Below are 17,322 nucleotides of genomic sequence, written 5' to 3'. Positions count from 1 at the left end.
CACGCCTGTCCGACGGAGTGATGAAGCGAAACGATCACCGTTTACACCGTTGTGGGTGAACGAACCGTACTACCGTGTCGATCGGTCACGGGTGGTCATAAAACGGCCGGAAAATGATGATCTTCAGGGGGAAGCACAAGATTTCGACGTTAATCAATTGCGGGGGTCTTCGCCGGGAATGAATCCGGCACGTAAGGGTTAGAAAACTGTCCTAACCGGTGATCGGGTGGTGTTCGGCCGATACGGCGGGTATCGATTTACCTCGTCAGGTCCCAGAGGCCAGGAGGTAAGGGAATGAAAGGCAACATTGCCCGGACGATTGCCGCGGTCGCCGCAGGCAGTCTGTTGGCGGTGGCCTCAGCCGGCGCCGCGACGGCTGGCACCGATGGTGGAAAGGGTTCGTCGAACACACAGGCACTCGCCGCGCAGGTGCTGCAGATGCGAGACGGCCTCACCAAGGTGGCCTACGCCGGAGACGTCGCCAAGACGCGGGCGGACTTGGACAAGCTCAGTCCCGTCCTCGGCGACATCGCCGCGGGCAAGCGCTACCAGATCCAGACCGAGACCCAGAAGCTCGGCGACCTGGCACAAGGCCGTTCCGTCGAGGCCGGCAGGCTGCTGGCCGACCCGACGGCCAAGGCCCGGCAGCTGCCGCCGTTGCCGGTGCCGATCCCGTCGCTTCCGGACCTGCCCGGACCGCTGAAGATCGTCAGTGACCTGGTGAAAGCCCTGCTCGCGGCCGTGACCGGCATCCTCGCCGGGCTGCTCGGCGGACTCCCTGTCCCGCCGCTGCCGGTCCCGCCCGTCCCGCTTCCCACGCCGTAGAGGAGACCGAAAATCGTCAGGGTTCGCCGTGCAGGGCGGCGGGCCACGATATGGGGGCCGGAGCCCGAGTGGGGACATTTCTCCTCACTCGGGCTCTGGCTTTCACTTCGGGGCGAGGCCCAGCCGCAGGGCGCCCGCCGCTTCGGCCGTCGCCTCGCGGAACCGCCGCCCGACGCCGAGGAAGTTGATGTACCCGTGGATCAGGTCCGGCTGGCGGCTGAGCGCCACCGGGACCCCGGCCTTCCGCAATTTCTCCGCGTAAGCCTCGCCCTCGTCGCGCAGCGGGTCGAAACCGGCCGTCGCGATATATGCGGGCGGCAATCCGGAAACGTCGCCGTGCAGCGGTGACAGTTTCGGGTTGTACAGATCGGTGCCTTTCGGCACGTAATGTCCTTCGAACCAGGTCATATCCGTATCGGTGAGGAACAGGTCCTCCGCGAACAATTCCCGGGAGCGGCGGCGCACGGTGAAATCGGTCGCCGGATAGAACAGCAGCTGGAACGCCGGGATCCCGGCGCCGCGTTTCACCGCCTGCTGCGCCGTGACCGCCGCCAGGTTCCCGCCCGCGCTGTCACCGCCGACGGCGATGCGCGCCGGGTCGGCGCCCAGGTCGCGCGCCTTCGCGAAGGCGTACTCGAACGCCGCGATCGCGTCTTCGGTGGCGCCGGGGAACCGCGTCTCCGGCGCGAGCCGGTACTCCACCGAAAGAACCCGCACGCCCGCCTGTTTCGCCAGGTAGCGGACGGTGTTGTCGTGGGAGGCGCGGCTGCCGACCACCCAGCCGCCGCCGTGGAAGAACACCAGCAGTCCGGACGGATCCGGCAGTCCGGCCGGCGTGTAGAGCGTGGCCGGCACGTCGCCGTCACCCGTCGGGATGAGCAGTTCCCGGGTGGCGACCGGTTCGATCGTCGGCCCGCTGACCAGATGCCTGCTCGCCAGGAGCATGCTGCGCGACTCTTCGACGCTTCCCCGCACCAGCGACGCCTTCGCCAGCTTCTGCAGGCGGAGCAGGAGCTGGGCGTCCAGCGCGAGTTCCTGTCCGTCGAGGCGGAGCGGCGGCCCGGCGATGGCCCTTCTGACCGGCTTCGGGAGCCAGAACGCCAGCTGCGAAAACGCGGCCTCGGCACGGATCTGGAGCGGTATCGCCATACTTCCTCCTGAGGGCTTCCGGTCAGGTTACTTTCGAGTAGGTATGCCGTCCAGCGGGAACCGGCGCCGTTGCGGCGAACGGGTGTGACGCAGACCTCCGTTCCAGATCCTGGTCCTCCACTTAAGTAGAGGGGTTAGCCTCGAAAGCGTGACTTCGACGAACGCGGTGCATGTCCTCGGTATCGGCGGCTCCCTGCGGGAGGGCTCGCAATCCGAGCGCGCTCTGCGCATCGCGCTGGGTAGCGCGGCCGAAGCGGGAGTCACCACCGAACTGATCTCCGGTCCCGAGCTGGTGCTGCCGTTCTACGACACCGCGTTGGACGAACGGCACGAACGGGCCGTGCGCCTGGTCGAGGCGATCCGCCGCGCCGACGGGATCATCGTGGTCTCGCCCGGCTACCACGGCGCGTTGTCCGGCCTGGTCAAGAACGCCCTGGACTACGTCGAAGACCTCCGCGACGACTCCCGGCCGTACCTCGACGGCCGCGCGGTCGGTCTCGCCGCCGTCGCGTTCGGCTGGCAGGCGGCGGTCACCACACTGGAGCAGCTGCGCACGATCACGCACGCGCTGCGCGGCTGGGCCACCCCATTGGGTGGTTCCATCAACACCGCGGAGACCAAGTTCGACGAAGCGGGCGGCGCCTCGGACGAGAAGAGCGTCCGCACCCTTCGCCTGATCGGAACCCAGGTCGCCGAGTTCGCCCTGAGTCGCGCCGGTCACTAGCCGGTTTGCCTCCGTCGTCGTCCGGGTAGTTCCCGGACGTGATGCCTGCCATGGGGTGGCAAGGTTTCGCGGTTGCGGGACGTTGACACCGAAGAGACGCTCAACGGGGCGTGTCTTGAGACCAGGAGGTAGGCGAAGAATGGCTGAGGCTTTGTACACCGCTGTGGCCACCGCTCGCGGCGACGGCCGCAACGGTGAGGTCACGTCCTCTGACGGCGTCATCGACGAGTCGTTGGCGATCCCGAAGGAGATGGGCGGGCCGGGCGGGGACAAGACGAACCCCGAGCAGCTCTTCGCCGCCGGCTATTCCGCCTGCTTCCACTCCGCGTTGCAGCTCGTCGCGCGCCAGGCGAAGGTGACGCTGGACGGCTCCACCGTGACCGCCGAGGTCAGCGTGCTCAAGCAGGGCGAGGGCTTCGGTCTCGGTGTGGCGCTCAAGGTTTCGCTGCCCGGCCTGGAGCAGGCGCAGGCCGATCAGCTCGTCGAGCAGGCGCACCAGGTGTGCCCCTACTCGAACGCGACCCGCGGCAACATCGAGGTCGCGCTGTCCGCGACGGTCTGATCCCGGCCGCGGCAGGTCCATTCCCGAACCGGCTAGTTTCTGAAAGGAAGACCGAATATGGGCAAGTCTCCGATCAAGAGTCCGCTGAGCGAAGCCGACAAGGAGATCACCGGTAACGCCTTGCAGGCCACGCTGGTCGATCTGGTGGACCTGTCGCTGATCGCGAAGCAGGCCCACTGGAACGTCGTCGGCGCGAACTTCCGCAGCGCGCACCTGCAGCTCGACGAGCTGGTCGCCACCGCGCGCCAGTACGTCGACGAGGTCGCCGAGCGCGCCAACGCCATCGGCATCTCGCCGAACGGCCAGGCGAAGGCCGTCGTGGAGAGCTCCGGCCTGCCGGACTACCCCGACAACTGGCAGTCCGTCGAGTCCACGGTCGCCGCGATCGTCGACATCCTGGCGGCGCTGATCGAGCGGCTGCGCAAGCGCATCGACGAGACCGACAAGAGCGACCTGGTCACCCAGGACCTGCTCATCGAGATCACCCAGGAGCTTGAGAAGGCGCACTGGATGTGGCAGGCGCAGCAGGCCTGACCTGCCCTCTCACACCGCTCTCGCGTGCAATGAAGGGGCCTTTCATAGCAAAATTTGCTATGAAAGGCCCCTTCATTGCACTTGGCTTGCCGACTTTCGCGCTGAACTTCTCGCGCCCCGGCGCGGAGGTGGCCGCGCAGTACTACCCGTTCGTCCGGCTCGGCCGTGAAGGTTTCCGTGCCGTGCAACAGGCTTCACGCGACGTGGCGACCCAGCTGGCGGACGGGATCGCCGGGCTGGGTCCGTTCGAACTGCTGACGCGAGGCGATCAGCTGCCCGTGTTCGCCTTCACGACGAAGGCGGACGTCGAGAGCTTCGACGTCTTCGACGTGTCGCGGCGGCTTCGTGAGCGTGGCTGGCTTGTCCCGGCGTACACGTTCCCGCCGCACCGGACCGATCTCGCGGTGCTGAGGATCGTGGTGCGCAACGGTTTCACGCACGACCTCGCGGATCTGCTGCTCGCCGACCTCCGGCGCCTGCTGCCCGAGCTCGATCACGGCCCGCGACCGCGGACCGCGTTCCATCACTGAGCCGGGTGCCCTGCGTCACGCCGGATTTCCCCTGGCCCTACCGGCGCGTAACGTCGGGGGCTATGGGAGTCGCCGGAGACGAACGTCGTGCGTTGAGCGAGCTTTTCGAAGAGGTCGGCCCGGACGCGCCGACCCTGTGCGCGGGGTGGAAGACGCGGGATCTCGCGGCGCATCTGCTGGTCCGTGAGCGGCGGCCCGACGCGGCGCCCGGCATCCTTGTCCCGGCGCTGGCGTCGTACACGCAGCGGGTGCAGGACTCCTACGCCGCGCAGCCCTGGTCCGAGGTCGTCGGCAAGGTCCGGTCGGGCCCAGCCTGGTTCTGGCCGACGACGATCGGCCCGCTCGACGAGGTCGTGAACGGCCCGGAATTCCTGGTGCACCACGAGGACGTCCGCCGGGGACAGTCCGGCTGGGAGCCGCGTCCGGCCGAACCCGCGCGGGACGCGGCGGCGTGGAAATCGGCGAAGCAGGCATCGAAGCTGAACCTGCGGAAATCGCCGGTCGGCGTGATCCTGAAGACTCCTGAAGGCCGCGAAGCGCTGGTGAAGGAAGGCCCGGACACGGTGACCGTGATCGGCGCGCCGATCGAGCTGCTGCTGTTCGTCTTCGGCCGCGACGCCGTCCGCCTCACCTTCGAGGGTGACGCTTACGCGGTGGACAGGCTCCGGAAGCACGACCGCGGCCTTTAGAGTTCCGGCCATGCCGATGATCAGCGTTTCGATGTTCCCCGGCCGCACGGCCGAGCAGAAGCAGGCCCTCGTACGCGAGGTGACCGATGCCTTCGTCCGCACCTGCGGCGGCAAGCCCGAAGGCGTCTGGGTGACGATCAACGAGATCCCCGCCGAACACTGGGCGGCGGGCGGGACGCTCTTCTCCGAGCGCTGACCCCCCTCCGCGGACGTCAGGAAAGGGTCGTTCAAGACATCTTTTGTCCTGAACGACCCTTTCCTGACATTTCAGCGAAGCCCGACCGCCCGCAGTGCGAAGAACACCTCGATCGCGGTCTGCTTGACCGTCTCGGCGATCACCAGCGACCCGTGGCCCGCGTCGAACCGGTAGAACTCGAACGGGATCTCCCGCTTCGCGAGCCTGTCGAGGTAGTTCTCGACCTGCCGGATCGGACAGCGCGGGTCGTTGTCCCCGGCGAGCACCAGCACCGGCGCCGTCACGGCCTCGACGTAGGTGATCGGCGAGCATTCCCGGTACACCGCGGGTACCGTCTCCGGCGAACCGCCGAACAGCGCCCGGTCGAAGGAGCGGAGCTGCTCCATCTCGTCCTCGTACGCGGCGACGTAGTCCGCGACGGGAACCCCGGCGATCCCCGCCGCCCAGCGCGCCGGCTGGGTGCCCAGTGCCAGCAGGCTCAGGTAGCCGCCCCACGAAGCGCCGTTCACCACGCATTTGGCCGGATCGGCGAGTCCACTTTGGACCGCCCAGTCGTGCACGGCGGCGACGTCTTCGAGCTCGGTCAGGCCTGGACGGCCTTCGATGGCGTCACGCCAGGCCGAGCCGTAACCGGTCGAACCGCGGTAGTTGACCTCGACGACCGCGAAGCCCGCGTCGAGCCACACCGCGCGGTACGCGGAGAAGCGGTCTTCGTCGGCTGAATGCGGCCCGCCGTGCAAGGAGAAAACCGTCGGAAGCGGCCCTTCGGGCGCGTCGGCCGGGCGTGAGACCAGTGCGTGGATCTGCCCGCCGATGCCTTCGACGAACGCGTCGGTGACCGGGGCCGATTCCGGAGCCCGTTCGCCCGGCGGCTCGAGGAGCACCGAGTCGACGCCATCCGCCGTTCGCGCGCGCACCGCCGTCGGCTGCGCGGCACTGGACCACGAGTACTCGACGGTGCCGTCGGGCCGCACGCCCGCGCCGCCGATCCTGCCCGGCGGCGTGTCCAAAGAGGACAATTCGCCGCTCGCGAGGTCGTACCGGTGAAGGGAACTGCGGCCTTGGTGGAAGTGGACGACCAGCAGCGCCCGCGCGTCCGGATACCAGCCCGCGACCACTTCGCCGGGCAGGTCGAGCTCGATCTCCCGCTCGGTGTCCGCGGCGGTGTCCCAGATCAGGAGTTCTTCGCGGCCGCGCCGCTCGTGCAGCACCAGCAACCGCTGATCGCCCGCGACCGGCGAGAACTCGAGCGCGCCGAGGCCCTTGCCCTCGCCGTCCCACTTGTCGGCGACCGCGGTGAAGCCGTCGGTCGACAGGACGCGCAGCGCGGGGTGTCGTGAATCACCGTGCTCGGAATGGGAGATCACGAGCAGCGACTCGTCGCGGGACAGCGAGGCGATCCCCGCGTCGTCCTCGTGCTTGTAGAAGCTGGTGGTCTTGCCGTCGATATGGGCGAAAAGTTCGCTGCCGTCGTCGGTGGAGACGCCGACGGCGACCACCTTGGTGCCGATCTCGAGCCCGGCGGGGTAGCCGTCGTGGACGTCCGGCACCGCGCGCTCGGCGGCGGCTCCCGGCGCGAACGGTTCGCGGACCCAGGAACCGAATTCGTCGCCGTCGGTGTCGTCGAACCACCAGATCCAGCGGCCGTCCGGGGACGGGGTGGCGTGCATGGTGCCGTTCGGCCGGTCGGTGACGCGGCGGTGCTCGCCGGTCGACCGGTCCCACGAGTAGACCTCCCAAACGCCGCTGGCGTTGGAGACGTAGATGTTCGCGTCGGGGGCGTCGATGGCCCACTCGGGGACCGAAATGCGCGGCGCTCGGAAGCGGGCCCGCCACCTGGCCTCGGCTTCGGCGTCGTCGAACAGGCGGTCCGGGACCGCCGCGGACGGATATTCAGTGCCTGGCTGCGTGCTCACCCCTCGATCCTGCCACTCCGGAGCCGTACTGTGTGCGGGGTGCTGGAGGGAAACCCGCCGCGCGCCGCGGTGTCCGCGCGGTTCGCGCGCCAGGCGGTCGAACGGGCCGTGTTCGCGCAACCGCTGTTCGGGCCGGGGATGGGATGTGTCGACGTCGGCTGCGGGCCAGGATCGATCACCCTCGGTATCGGAAACGGGCACAGAAAGTCCACAGTGGACTTTCTGGTCGGCGACCCGTGCGCGTTGCCGTTCGCCGACGCTTCGGTGGATGTGGCCTTCGCGCACGCCGTCTTCGAGCATCTGCGAGAGCCGGGCGCCGCGCTGGCGGAAATCCGGCGAGTCCTCAAGCCCGGCGGAGCCCTCGCACTGTCCACTTCGGACTGGAGTCGTGCGCGGCTGCGGCCGAAGACGGCGAACGTGGACGCCGCCCTCCGCGGGCACTATCTGTTGTGCCGCCGCGCCGGCGGTGACCCGTTCGCGGGGCGCTCGTTGCCCGCCGCGGTGACGGCCGCCGGTTTCACCGACGTGCGAACGAAAACCCGCTACCGCACGGACACGACGTACCGGGCGCTGGCGACGTACGTGGAGGGGCGTCTGGTGACGGCGCTGGAAACCGCGACCACCCCGGACCGCGACCAACTCGCTTCGGCCGCCCGCTCGGCCTGGTCCTGGGCGCGCTCCGGCGATGGGGACTTCGCGCAATGCTGGACCGAACTCCTCGCCACCCGCTGAGGTCTTGGGTGCCCCAATGCCGCATTGGGGTTCGGCTGCTCTCGGTTGTCCACACCTGCCCGCCGTTGTGGACAACCACCCCTGCCGTCCCCTCTTCCGGCCCATCCCGACACCCCCCGGCGATACGCTGGACCCGGGGTCGCCCCCCTGGGAGTGGCGGGGGCTGGGCGGGGCTCGGTTTCGCTGTGGGGGCCAGCTTGGTGCGGCGGGGTGCGTGTCCTGAAGGGGCCCTTTGGGACGTTGAGCGTCTTGAAGGTGACCTTGGGGACATGTGCGTGGTCCGCGGGTGCGCCCAATGTGGCATTGGGGGCCCTCGGCGTCCCCAATGCCACATTGGGAGCATCCGACTCCAGCCCCGCGGCAAAACAGGGCCCGCAACGCGAAAGAGCCTTGCTCGCCGAAGCGAGCAAGGCTCTTTCGATCCAACGTCGGGGTGGCGGGATTCGAACCCACGACCTCCTCGACCCGAACGAGGCACGCTACCAAGCTGCGCCACACCCCGGATACTTCTTAGCGGGTCGAGGAGAAGTTTAGCGGACGGTGTTTCGGGCTTTGCGGGGGGCTGCTTTCCGGTGGTTCGCGCTGGTCGTGCCCCGTGGCACGAGGGTCAGCAGGCTCGCCTCGGGCGGGCACGCGAAGCGGGCGGGGGCGTACGGGGAGGTGCCCAGTCCGGCGGAGACGTGGAGCCACATCTGGGCGCCCCAGCGGGACGCGCCGCGGGCGCGGGTGCGGTCGAGCTCGCAGTTGGTGACGAGCGCGCCGTAACCCGGGATCCGGAGCTGGCCGCCGTGTGTGTGCCCGGCGAGGACGAGGTCGTAGCCGTCGCCCGCGAACTCGTCGAGCACGCGTGGTTCCGGCGAGTGCGTGACGCCGATGCGGACGGCCGCCGCGGTGTCCACCGGGCCGGCGATGTCGGCGTAGCGGTCGCGGCGGAGGTGCGCGTCGTCGACGCCGGCGGTGAACACGTACTGGTCGGCGACCTCGATGGTGCGGCGGACGTGGGTGAGGTCGTGCCAGCCGTGTTCGACGAAGGCCGCGCGGAGGTCGCGCCACGGCAGGTGCTCGCCGTGGATCCGCTTCTTCTTGCCCTTCGGCATGAGGTAGCGCGCGGGGTTCTTCGGCTTCGGCGCGTAGTAGTCGTTGCTGCCGAAGATGAACACGCCGGGCCGCTCGAGCAGGGGGCCGAGTGCGCGCAGCACGGACGGCACGGCCTGCTGATGTGACAGGTTGTCACCGGTGTTGACGACGAGGTCCGGTTCGAGTTCGTCGAGCGCCGCTACCCAGCGTTGCTTGCTCACGTGGCCGGGAAGCATGTGCAGGTCCGAGATGTGGAGGATCGTGAAGGGCTTCGCCCCTGCCGCGAGGACCGGGAGCTCCGCGGTGCGAAGCGTCCACCGGCGCCTTTCGATTCCGACCGCGTAACCGAGGGTCGCGGCTCCCAGGGCGACGGTTCCCACGGCCAAGCGCCGTACCGTCGCCCCTGAAGTGCTTTCGTTACTGAGCGTGCTCACAATGTCCAGTTTACGTGCTCGTCGGTGGTGATCGTCCGCCCCCATTCCGGCGATCTCGGTAAATCGCTGGAATGGCCTCTTTTCTTCACCTTCCGTGGTCAGCGCGGGGTCTCGCGATCAGTCGACATGATCCCGTCGGCCGTTGTTCCCCGTTAAGCCGCCAGCCGCTCACTCAAAGTTAGATTCACGTGACTCATCGTAATTCACGCTGGTGAATGCGGTCAGCGTCCGCCGCCCATGTACTTGGGGTCCGGCTGCGGCAGCGGCAGCGCCTCCTGGCCTTCGAGGATCTTCGACATCGCCCCGAACCAGGTCTGCGCCGGCGTCTTCCCGCCGAACATGTTTTCGCAGCCGCGAGTGGTCACGTTACCCGGGCCGAGGTAGCACAGGCCGCCGTTTCCACCCTTCGGACGGAACACCATCGCCGCGCCGGCGAGCTGCGGCGTGGCCCCGAGGTACGTCCCCGAGCCGTTGCCCTGGGTGGTCCCGGTCTTGCCCATCACCGGCCGGTTCCACCGGGCGCCGCTCGCGGCGACGGCCGATGTCCCGCCGGGCTGACTGTCCCTGCTCAGGCCGACCGCGAGGGTGTTGGCGAGGCCTTCGGGCACCACCTGCTCGCAAGCGGCTTCCTTGACGGGCACTGGCTTTCCGTCCCGGTCGGTGACGCCGGAGAGGGGGGTCGGCGGGCACCAGACGCCACCGCTCATGATCGTGGCGCCGACGTTCGCCAGTTCCAGACCGCTCAGCGGGGCCGGGCCGAGGGTGAACGAGGCGTTCCCCGGCCAGCCGGGCCGCGGGCCGAAGGCCTGGAGCTGGCTGGTGTTGGCGCCGGGGTTGTCGGATTTCGGGTCGACGGCGCCACCGCCGAGGTTGCTGGCCATGGTGTCGCGCATACCGAGTTTGCGCGCCATCTCCACGATCGGCCCCGTGCTCCCGACCTTCTCCTCGAGGGCCACGAACGCCGTGTTCGGCGAAGTCGCCAGCGCCTGCTGCATCGACATGGCGCCGCCCGCGGGGTTGTAGTCGGCCGCGTTGCCGAGGCAGTACCAGCGAGAGCGCAACGGCGGTCCGGTCGGGGCGCATTTGGGGCCACCACCGGCGAACACGTGCGAGGTGTAGAAGTCGGGCACCGGCAGGGGAGAGTTGATCCCGGCCACGCCCGCTTCCAGCGCCGCGGCGGCGGTGAAGACCTTGTACGCGGAGCCCGCGCCGCCCGTGTTGTAGACGCCGGAAGGCAACGCGAACGTCGTCTGGCCTTGGTCTTCGTGAAGCCCGTAGTCACGGTTCGCCGCCAGCGCCACGACTTCGTGTCGCTGCTTGCCCGGCTTCACCAGGGAGAGCGTGTTCGCGACGTTGTCCTGGGTCTTTTTGACCTGGGCTTCGGCCGACATCTTGGCTTCGTGGTTCGCCCGTTCGTCCAAAGTGGTCTTGATCCGGTAGCCGCCGGTGTAGAGATCGTCCTTCGTCATGCCGTTCTTGAGGAGATAGTCCTCGACGTACTGGCAGAAGAAACCGTTCTCCGGACCGGCGCCGGTGCAGTTCGACGCGGGTTTCTGCGGCCCGCCTTCGACGACGCCGAGCGGCTCGGCCTTGAAGCGTTCCGCGTCCGCCTTCGCGAGCTTCTGGTTGTCGACCATGCGGTCCAGCACCAGGTTGCGGCGCTCGGTCGCCTTCGCCGGGCTCTTCCACGGGTCGTTGACGACCGGGTTGTTCACCAGACCGGCCAGCAACGCCGCCTGCGGCACCGTGAGCTTCTCGACGGGCGTGTTGAAGTACGCGTTCGCGGCCGCGCCGACGCCGTAGATCTCGCGCGAGAATTCGACGACGTTCAGGTAGCCGGTCAGGATCTGCATCTTGTTCAGCTTGGTTTCCAGCTGGATCGCGATCCGGGCTTCCTTCAGCTTCCGGGCGACCGACTGTTCCTGTGCGCGCTTCTGTCCCGGCTTGTCGTCCCGGTAGACGACGTTGATCAGGTAGTTCTTGACGTACTGCTGGGTCAGCGTCGAGGCGCCCTGCGTGTCCCCGCCGGTGCTGTTGCTGACCGCGGCGCGCAGCGTGCCCTTCCAGTCCACCCCGTTGTGCTCGTAGAAGCGTTTGTCCTCGACCGAGATCAGCGCCCACTTCATGGCGTCGTTGATCTGGGTCTCGGTCGTCGGGATGCGGAACTGCTTGTACAGCGTCGCGATCTGCTTGCCGGTGTTGTCGGTGATCGTCGTCACCAACGGCGGCGGTATGTCCGCAAGGTCCGAAGATGTCTTGTCGACGGTCTCGCTCGCCTGGTTCGACAGCACCCCCGCGGCACCCGCCACCGGGAACAACATCCCCGCGACCAGCACCCCCGCGAGCACACAAAGGCCAATGAGCTTCAGCAGACCGTCCGTTTTGCGCACGCGGACCAGGGTACGCGGAACCCGTTAGCCCACCGTGACGTCACCTCGCTGTGGGTGGGGATTTGATTACGAAATCGACCCCATGCGGTGACGGCTGGTAACGGGAGGCATTCTAGGGCTTGGCGGGGGGAACCGAGGGCCCCTACAGTCCGTCAACGTCTCACGTATGAAAAAGCCGACAGACGGGTGAGTGCGAGCGGCAGTCGCATTCGACCGAACGGAGGCACCGGCACCGGGGAGGTGTCGGTTCAACCGACGTGAGCACACAGGGAGACACGCTCATGGGGGCAGGAGCGCAGGCTTTTCGTCCTCCCGTGGTGTGTCGAACACCAGGGTAGGGAGCTGGGGGTATGGAAACCAACCAGTCGAGCTGGCGAGTCAATGCGTCGTGCCGCGACACCGATCCGGACGGTTTGTTCGTCCGGGGGGCGGAACAGAACCGGGCCAAGGCGGTCTGCCTGGGTTGCCCGGTCAGGACGGAATGCCTCGCCGAGGCGCTCGATGGCCGGATCAACTTCGGCATCTGGGGAGGTATGACCGAACGGGAACGGCGGGCGCTGCTGCGGCGGCGGCCGGACGTGACCAGCTGGGCAGACCTGCTTGAAGCGGCGAAGCGCAGTTTCACCGGGATCGACGAAGAAGAAGACGTACGCGTCCGAGTCTCGTGATCATGATTCCGTGAAGGACCTCTTCCCTGAGTCCAAGGTAGGGAAGGGGTCCTTCACGGAAACTCAGGACTGGGTGGCGAGGCGGACGCCGATGTCGCGCAGGCCTTCGAGATCGTGCACGTCACTGGGGAGCGCGGGCACCCGCACCAGCGGGACCTCGGGATGCGCCCGCGTGAACCTGGCGAGCAGCCGCGTCTCTCGATCGGCCAGCGCGACACGGTCCGCGTGCAGGCGAAGGACGGCTTCGGCCAGCGGCGCGCCTGCCTCGCCCTTCGCGAGCTGTTCGGCGGCAGCGATGGCCTCCGCGCCGGACAACGGGGCCAGCACCGGATGCGTCCGGTTCGCGACCAGCCCGGCCAGCGGCATGCTCTCTTCCGAAAGCCGCTCCACGAAGTAGGACGCCTCGCGCAGCGCGTCCGGCTCCGGCGCGGCCACCACGAGAAAAGAAGTGCCGCCGGACCGCAGCAGCTCTGAGGTCTTGCGCGCGCGTTCGCGGAAGCCGCCGAACATGCTGTCGAAGGCCTGCATGAACGCCGAAGCGTCGGTCAGCAGCTGGCCGCCGATGATCGTCGAGACGGCCTTCGCGAACATCGAGAACCCGGCGTTGACGACCTTGCGCAGGCCCCAGCCGCCGGCCTTCGCGGGCCCGGTGAGCAGCCGGATCATCCGGCCGTCGAGCGCGCTGGAAAGCCGTGTCGGCGCGTCGAGGAAGTCCAGAGCGGACCGGCTCGGCGGCGTGTCGACGATGATCAGATCCCATTCGTCGGTGGCCGCGAGCTGCCCCAGCTTCTCCATCGCCATGTACTCCTGCGTGCCGGAGAAAGACGTGGAAATGGTCTGGTAGAAGGGGTTCTGCAGCAGCTGCTCGGCGCGTTCCGGGCCGGCGTGCACGCGCACCATGTCGTCGAAGGTGCGGCGCATGTCGAGCATCATCGCCCAGAGTTCGCCCTTGGGCTCGAAGCCCTCGACCCGCACCTGCTTCGGGTGATTGCCGAGTTCGCGCAGGCCGAGTGCCTGCGCCAGCCGCCGGGCCGGGTCGATGGTGAGCACCACCGTCTGCCGCCCGCGTTCGGCCGCGCGCAACGCCAGCGCCGCCGCGGTGGTCGTCTTGCCGACCCCGCCGGATCCGCAGCACACGATGACCCGGCTCTCCGGATCGTCGATGAGCTTGTCGATCTCCAGGACGTCCGACATCAGCGCACCCCCTGCTCGGTCAGCGCCTCGGCGAGGTCGTAGAGCGCGGCGACGTCGACCCCGTCGGTCAGGTCCGGCAGTTCGAGGCCCGGCAGATCGGCTTCGGCCAGTTGCTCGCGGGCGCGTTGTTCGGCCGCGACCCGCACGGCGTGCTCGACGGTCTCCTCGACCAGCGCGTCGAGGGTGCTGTCGGGCAGGTTCAACCCGGCCGACGCGAGCCCGGCGCGGACGCGCGAGGCGTCGACGCGGCCGTCCGCGGCGGCGGTCACCGAACGGGCGGGCAGCCGCGGCGGGCGGACCCGGTTCACCAGCACCGCGCCGGGGCGCAGATCCGCGCCGTCGAGTTCGGCGACCGCTTCGACGGTCTCCCGGACGGGCATCTCTTCCAGCAGTGTCACCAAGTGGATGGCGGTCTCGCCGGAGTGCAGCAGCCTGACGACGCCGTCCGCTTGGCCGCGGATCGGGCCGGTCTTGGCGAGGTCGGTCAGCGCCTTGGTGACGTCGAGGAACTTCACGACCCGGCCGGTGGGCGGCGAGTCGACGACGACGGCGTCATAGGTGTGGCGGCCGTCCGATTCGGTGCGGCCGACGCATTCCTTGATCTTCCCGGTGAGCAGGACGTCACGCAGACCCGGCGCGAGCGTGGTCGCGAACTCGATCGCGCCCATCCGCCGCAGCGTCCGCCCCGCGAAGCCGAGGTTGTAGAACATCTCGAAGTATTCGAGGAGCGCGGCCTCGACGTCGATGTGCAGGGCGCGCAGCTCCCCGCCGCCGGGAACGGCCGCGATGCGCTGCTCGGCGTACGGCAGCGGCTCGGTGTCGAAGAGCTGGGCGATGCCCTGGCGGCCTTCGACCTCGATCAGCAGCACGCGGCGCCCGCCCTTGGCGAGGGCGAGGCCCAGCGAGGCGGCGAGCGTGGTCTTGCCCGTCCCGCCCTTACCGGTGACGAAATGCAGCCTGGCTCTCGCGAGTTCGTCGGTCCAGCCGGCAAGGGATGTGCTCACCGGTCCCACCCTAATTGAGCCTTCAGCCCGCCAGCATCATGACGCCGAGCGCAGCGGCGACCACTGCGACGACGCCCCAGGTCACAGCTCCGGGCAGCACCGTGAGCATCACCACACCGAGGAGCAGGAGAACCACGAAGGCCACCGCGCCGGTGATCGCGACCGTCGCCGAGCTGTCCGTGCGGTCCCGTGCCTTTGCCATCAGGACCAGCACCAGCGGCAGCCCGGCCGCGGCGAGCAGGACGGTCGCGACCACGCGCCAGGTCTCCACGGGCCCACCGTAGCGCCGTCATACGCGTGATTGAGCGCGTAACTCGCGTGCTTGGGCGGGTCAGCTCCCGATGGGGGTGGCGGGAACGCAGGGGACCGGTTTCGCGTGGGCCGGGTCCAGCGCGTTGAGGACGTGCCCGGCGGCGTTGCGGTCGGCGGCGACGCCGGCGTGCTCGGCCAGGTCCAGCAGGCAGCCGTCCTGCAGGACGATGTTCTTCACGTTCGGGCCCTTGCCCATGCCGCTCGTGTACGGGACGACGGCCTCGTCGTAGCGGGTCATGATGTTCGTGTAGGTCACGCCCGGCTGGAAGACGCCGTTGCCCGACCGCAGGTTCGTGAGGAACTCCGAGCCGCGCAGGAACTGGCGGCAGGAACCGCAGGCCGGGTCGAGGATGCCGTTGAAGCCGGTCGCGAGTCCCAGCGCGCCGGCGAGCGCGTAGAGATGCGAGGCGCCGAACAAGGTCGTGCCCTCCCAGAGCGGGGTCAGGCTGACGTACTTGTCCACTTTGGACGATCCGCCGAGGAACTTCACGTAATAGGAAGGCATCAGCGTTCCCTCGGAATGCCCGAGGAGGTCCACCTTGGACGCCCCGGTCGCGCCGAGCACCTTGTCGACGAACGCCGAGAGCTCCTTCGCGCTCTGCTCCATCGGCAGGAGACCGCCCGGCTGGTAGATCGGCAGCGGCTTCCCGGGAACGCCGTAGGTCAAGGAGAAGACGCAGTATCCGTTGTTCTTGAGCAGCGGGCCGAACGTCTGCCAGTTCACCGTCTGGTTGGCGCTGAGACCGTGGGTGAGCACCACCGGATTCGGATGGGCCTCGCTCGGACGGCAGCCGAAGTCGTTAGCGCCGGGTGGCGGGCCGCCGGGAGTCGCCGCCTGCGCGGGCAGCGCCGCGGCGAGCGTCCACGGGACGGGGAGTTCCTCCTCCGCGATGGCCGGTGAAGCGCAGATCAGGGCAAGGGCCGCGGCCAGGAAAGTGGCGGCGAGGGACTTCGTCGTCCGCATGTCGGCGTCCTATCTACTCCCGAGTAGGTGTGAAGTGAACCACATCGACGGGAAATCGGCGAACCGGTCGCGAGAGGGTTTTCCGCATGTGTGTCGGGGGCGCCCTTGCCGGTTTGGCTACGCTCCCGGGCATGAGCGCCACCAAGTGGGAGTACGCGACCGTCCCCCTGTTGATCCACGCCACCAAGCAGATCCTCGACCAGTGGGGCGAGGACGGCTGGGAGCTCGTCACCGTGCTCCCGAACCCGACCGGCGAACAGCACGTCGCCTACCTCAAACGAGCCAAGAACTGAGGGATTGAAGCCATGACCTGGAGCGATCGACTCGCCGAGCTCGGTATCGAACTGCCGGCCGTCGCCGCGCCGCTGGCGGCCTACGTGCCCGCCGTCCGCACCGGTTCGCACGTCTACACGGCCGGTCAGCTGCCCTTCGTCAAGGGCGAGCTCGAAGCGACCGGCAAGGTCGGCGCCGAGGTCAGTCCCGAAGAGGCGAAGCAGTACGCGCGGACGTCGATCCTGAACGCCCTCGCCGCGGTCGACTCGGTCGCCGGGATCGACAACGTGGTCCGGGTGGTCAAGGTCGTCGGGTTCGTGGCGTCCGCGGAGGGCTTCACCGGCCAGCCCGCGGTGATCAACGGGGCGTCCGAGCTGCTCGGCGAGATCTTCGGCGAGGCGGGCATCCACGCCCGTTCGGCCGTCGGCGTCGCCGAGCTGCCGATCGGGGCGCCGGTCGAGATCGAACTGATCGTGGAGGTGAAGTGATGGACCCGGACATCGAGAAGTCCTCGCACGAGCTCCTGCTCCGGCTGGCCGGACGGCTGCCGGACCAGCTCCTGTGGCGGTTCCGCGACTGGCTGGGCGAAGGTGCGATGGGGACGCTCGCGCGGACCCTGCCGCGGTCTTTGCTTAAGCACAGGATCGACCTCGATCAAACCGAATATCGCCTGCTAGTCGCCGGGCTCATTCCTCACGGGGCCGACTGGCATCAGGTGAGTTCCACCCTGGGGGTAGACGACGTCACCGAGACCAGGTACACATTCACGCAGAGTGCGCCCGAATGGGTGAACTCCGTCGACTCTGTGTCCGTATTGATCCACGCGACGTTGCGGGGACGGCCGGATGTGGGTGAAGTGCGGCAAAGCTGGCGACACCTCGGTGTGGTCGGCGAGGGTGGGGCGAAACGAGTCCTCCTGGTCACGGCGCTGAACGGGCTGCCGAGGCTGACCGGTGAACTGCAGCGCGTCCTGCGCGTGCTGGGTGACGAGGAGCCCGGCGTCGAGGTTCTGCCGCCGAGCATCGACCTCACCGGCTATCACCGCACCGCGCTCGCCAGCTCCGAGCTCGTCTGTGTGGGCGCGGTGGACACCGGAAGTCGGCTGGTCGCCGCTTAACGCTCGCTCCACCAGGCGAGCCGGGAGGGAGC

19 protein-coding genes, 1 tRNA gene and 1 pseudogene are annotated in these 17,322 nt (G+C 68.5%); 12 read left to right on the top strand and 9 right to left on the bottom strand.

The features are described 5' to 3' along the window. Window positions 1-294 precede the first annotated feature (294 nt). Window positions 295-825 carry a hypothetical protein gene (locus ACIHAO_RS33620; RefSeq protein WP_396564712.1) on the top strand — a complete coding sequence of 177 codons (531 nt, stop codon included), beginning with the start codon at window positions 295-297 and terminating at the stop codon, window positions 823-825. 102 nt (window positions 826-927) lie between these two features. Here ACIHAO_RS33620 and ACIHAO_RS33615 read toward each other — a convergent pair whose 3' ends face one another. Beyond that, on the bottom strand, window positions 928-1,974 hold the full coding sequence (locus ACIHAO_RS33615) for an alpha/beta hydrolase (protein WP_396564710.1): 1,047 nt from the start codon (window positions 1,972-1,974) through the stop codon (window positions 928-930). A gap of 148 nt (window positions 1,975-2,122) precedes the next feature. On the opposite strand from ACIHAO_RS33615, the gene ACIHAO_RS33610 reads away from it, so the two are divergent. The 6 genes and pseudogenes from ACIHAO_RS33610 (at window position 2,123) to ACIHAO_RS33585 (ending at window position 5,209) form a co-directional block, all read left to right on the top strand. Beyond that, the gene (locus tag ACIHAO_RS33610; RefSeq protein ID WP_396564708.1) at window positions 2,123-2,698 is read left to right on the top strand and encodes an NADPH-dependent FMN reductase; all 576 of its coding nucleotides are present in this window, start codon (window positions 2,123-2,125) and stop codon (window positions 2,696-2,698) included. A 139-nt stretch (window positions 2,699-2,837) separates the two neighbouring features. Then, a complete protein-coding gene (locus tag ACIHAO_RS33605; RefSeq protein ID WP_126737210.1) occupies window positions 2,838-3,260 on the top strand; it encodes an organic hydroperoxide resistance protein in 423 nt (140 codons plus the stop codon). A gap of 57 nt (window positions 3,261-3,317) precedes the next feature. Then, window positions 3,318-3,794 carry a Dps family protein gene (locus tag ACIHAO_RS33600; protein ID WP_125679743.1) on the top strand — a complete coding sequence of 159 codons (477 nt, stop codon included), beginning with the start codon at window positions 3,318-3,320 and terminating at the stop codon, window positions 3,792-3,794. Between the two features lie 86 nt (window positions 3,795-3,880). Then, window positions 3,881-4,324, top strand: a pseudogene (locus ACIHAO_RS33595) (pyridoxal-dependent decarboxylase); the annotation flags it as partial. A gap of 62 nt (window positions 4,325-4,386) precedes the next feature. Further along, window positions 4,387-5,013 carry a TIGR03085 family metal-binding protein gene (locus ACIHAO_RS33590; RefSeq protein ID WP_396564702.1) on the top strand — a complete coding sequence of 209 codons (627 nt, stop codon included), beginning with the start codon at window positions 4,387-4,389 and terminating at the stop codon, window positions 5,011-5,013. A 10-nt stretch (window positions 5,014-5,023) separates the two neighbouring features. Continuing rightward, the gene (locus ACIHAO_RS33585; protein ID WP_378443554.1) at window positions 5,024-5,209 is read left to right on the top strand and encodes a 2-hydroxymuconate tautomerase; all 186 of its coding nucleotides are present in this window, start codon (window positions 5,024-5,026) and stop codon (window positions 5,207-5,209) included. A 71-nt stretch (window positions 5,210-5,280) separates the two neighbouring features. On the opposite strand, the gene ACIHAO_RS33580 is transcribed toward ACIHAO_RS33585, so the two are convergent. After that, the gene (locus ACIHAO_RS33580) at window positions 5,281-7,125 is read right to left on the bottom strand and encodes a prolyl oligopeptidase family serine peptidase (protein WP_396564699.1); all 1,845 of its coding nucleotides are present in this window, start codon (window positions 7,123-7,125) and stop codon (window positions 5,281-5,283) included. Window positions 7,126-7,164: 39 nt separating this feature from the next. Here ACIHAO_RS33580 and ACIHAO_RS33575 point away from each other — a divergent pair, with 39 nt between their 5' ends. Continuing rightward, on the top strand, window positions 7,165-7,857 hold the full coding sequence (locus ACIHAO_RS33575; protein ID WP_396564697.1) for a methyltransferase domain-containing protein: 693 nt from the start codon (window positions 7,165-7,167) through the stop codon (window positions 7,855-7,857). A 428-nt stretch (window positions 7,858-8,285) separates the two neighbouring features. On the opposite strand, the gene ACIHAO_RS33570 is transcribed toward ACIHAO_RS33575, so the two are convergent. From ACIHAO_RS33570 to ACIHAO_RS33560, 3 genes are all read right to left on the bottom strand, one after another. Further along, window positions 8,286-8,359, bottom strand: a tRNA-Pro gene (locus ACIHAO_RS33570). A 28-nt stretch (window positions 8,360-8,387) separates the two neighbouring features. Further along, the gene (locus ACIHAO_RS33565; protein ID WP_396564734.1) at window positions 8,388-9,314 is read right to left on the bottom strand and encodes a metallophosphoesterase; all 927 of its coding nucleotides are present in this window, start codon (window positions 9,312-9,314) and stop codon (window positions 8,388-8,390) included. A gap of 275 nt (window positions 9,315-9,589) precedes the next feature. Next, complete coding sequence (locus tag ACIHAO_RS33560) at window positions 9,590-11,758, bottom strand: transglycosylase domain-containing protein (RefSeq protein ID WP_396564695.1); 2,169 nt, start codon at window positions 11,756-11,758, stop codon at window positions 9,590-9,592. A 350-nt stretch (window positions 11,759-12,108) separates the two neighbouring features. Here ACIHAO_RS33560 and ACIHAO_RS33555 point away from each other — a divergent pair, with 350 nt between their 5' ends. Further along, the gene (locus ACIHAO_RS33555; RefSeq protein WP_020632155.1) at window positions 12,109-12,426 is read left to right on the top strand and encodes a WhiB family transcriptional regulator; all 318 of its coding nucleotides are present in this window, start codon (window positions 12,109-12,111) and stop codon (window positions 12,424-12,426) included. Between the two features lie 63 nt (window positions 12,427-12,489). Here the strand turns inward: ACIHAO_RS33555 and ACIHAO_RS33550 are convergent, their stop codons facing one another. From ACIHAO_RS33550 to ACIHAO_RS33535, 4 genes are read right to left on the bottom strand one after another with little or no spacing between them, the layout of a single operon-like run. Then, on the bottom strand, window positions 12,490-13,620 hold the full coding sequence (locus tag ACIHAO_RS33550; protein ID WP_396564692.1) for an ArsA family ATPase: 1,131 nt from the start codon (window positions 13,618-13,620) through the stop codon (window positions 12,490-12,492). Continuing rightward, entirely contained in the window at window positions 13,620-14,624 is a 1,005-nt protein-coding gene (locus tag ACIHAO_RS33545; RefSeq protein WP_125791116.1) for an ArsA-related P-loop ATPase, read from the bottom strand. Before ACIHAO_RS33545 ends, ACIHAO_RS33550 begins: the two co-directional genes overlap by 1 nt. A 22-nt stretch (window positions 14,625-14,646) precedes the next feature. Continuing rightward, window positions 14,647-14,895, bottom strand: coding sequence for a hypothetical protein (locus ACIHAO_RS33540; RefSeq protein ID WP_396564690.1), 249 nt, complete (start codon window positions 14,893-14,895; stop codon window positions 14,647-14,649). A gap of 60 nt (window positions 14,896-14,955) precedes the next feature. After that, window positions 14,956-15,900 (bottom strand): esterase/lipase family protein, encoded by a 945-nt coding sequence (locus tag ACIHAO_RS33535; protein ID WP_396564688.1) that lies wholly within the window; start codon window positions 15,898-15,900, stop codon window positions 14,956-14,958. Window positions 15,901-16,031: 131 nt separating this feature from the next. Here ACIHAO_RS33535 and ACIHAO_RS33530 point away from each other — a divergent pair, with 131 nt between their 5' ends. Genes ACIHAO_RS33530 through ACIHAO_RS33520 form a run of 3 tightly spaced genes read left to right on the top strand, consistent with a single transcriptional unit; the run spans window position 16,032 to window position 17,290 of the window. Further along, window positions 16,032-16,193: a DUF4177 domain-containing protein gene (locus tag ACIHAO_RS33530; protein ID WP_005166970.1), complete on the top strand. Its 162-nt coding sequence runs from the start codon at window positions 16,032-16,034 to the stop codon at window positions 16,191-16,193. Between the two features lie 12 nt (window positions 16,194-16,205). Beyond that, entirely contained in the window at window positions 16,206-16,661 is a 456-nt protein-coding gene (locus tag ACIHAO_RS33525; RefSeq protein WP_016337888.1) for a RidA family protein, read from the top strand. Further along, window positions 16,661-17,290, top strand: coding sequence for a hypothetical protein (locus ACIHAO_RS33520; protein WP_101613579.1), 630 nt, complete (start codon window positions 16,661-16,663; stop codon window positions 17,288-17,290). The genes ACIHAO_RS33525 and ACIHAO_RS33520 overlap by 1 nt, the downstream gene beginning before the upstream one ends. The last annotated feature ends 32 nt before the right edge of the window (window positions 17,291-17,322 follow it).

Source organism: Amycolatopsis sp. NPDC052450 (assembly GCF_044547565.1).
Classification (GTDB): domain Bacteria; phylum Actinomycetota; class Actinomycetes; order Mycobacteriales; family Pseudonocardiaceae; genus Amycolatopsis.
Note: the sequence above shows the minus strand (reverse complement) of the source record. Positions and strands in the feature narration are given on the sequence as shown.

Coding starts and splice junctions, on each gene's coding strand:
- ACIHAO_RS33620 (WP_396564712.1), top strand. CDS start 295: ATGAAAGGCAACATTGCCCGGACGATTGCCGCGGTCGCCGCAGGCAGT.
- ACIHAO_RS33615 (WP_396564710.1), bottom strand. CDS start 1,974: ATGGCGATACCGCTCCAGATCCGTGCCGAGGCCGCGTTTTCGCAGCTG.
- ACIHAO_RS33605 (WP_126737210.1), top strand. CDS start 2,838: ATGGCTGAGGCTTTGTACACCGCTGTGGCCACCGCTCGCGGCGACGGC.
- ACIHAO_RS33600 (WP_125679743.1), top strand. CDS start 3,318: ATGGGCAAGTCTCCGATCAAGAGTCCGCTGAGCGAAGCCGACAAGGAG.
- ACIHAO_RS33590 (WP_396564702.1), top strand. CDS start 4,387: ATGGGAGTCGCCGGAGACGAACGTCGTGCGTTGAGCGAGCTTTTCGAA.
- ACIHAO_RS33585 (WP_378443554.1), top strand. CDS start 5,024: ATGCCGATGATCAGCGTTTCGATGTTCCCCGGCCGCACGGCCGAGCAG.
- ACIHAO_RS33555 (WP_020632155.1), top strand. CDS start 12,109: ATGGAAACCAACCAGTCGAGCTGGCGAGTCAATGCGTCGTGCCGCGAC.
- ACIHAO_RS33550 (WP_396564692.1), bottom strand. CDS start 13,620: ATGTCGGACGTCCTGGAGATCGACAAGCTCATCGACGATCCGGAGAGC.
- ACIHAO_RS33535 (WP_396564688.1), bottom strand. CDS start 15,900: ATGCGGACGACGAAGTCCCTCGCCGCCACTTTCCTGGCCGCGGCCCTT.
- ACIHAO_RS33530 (WP_005166970.1), top strand. CDS start 16,032: ATGAGCGCCACCAAGTGGGAGTACGCGACCGTCCCCCTGTTGATCCAC.
- ACIHAO_RS33525 (WP_016337888.1), top strand. CDS start 16,206: ATGACCTGGAGCGATCGACTCGCCGAGCTCGGTATCGAACTGCCGGCC.
- ACIHAO_RS33520 (WP_101613579.1), top strand. CDS start 16,661: ATGGACCCGGACATCGAGAAGTCCTCGCACGAGCTCCTGCTCCGGCTG.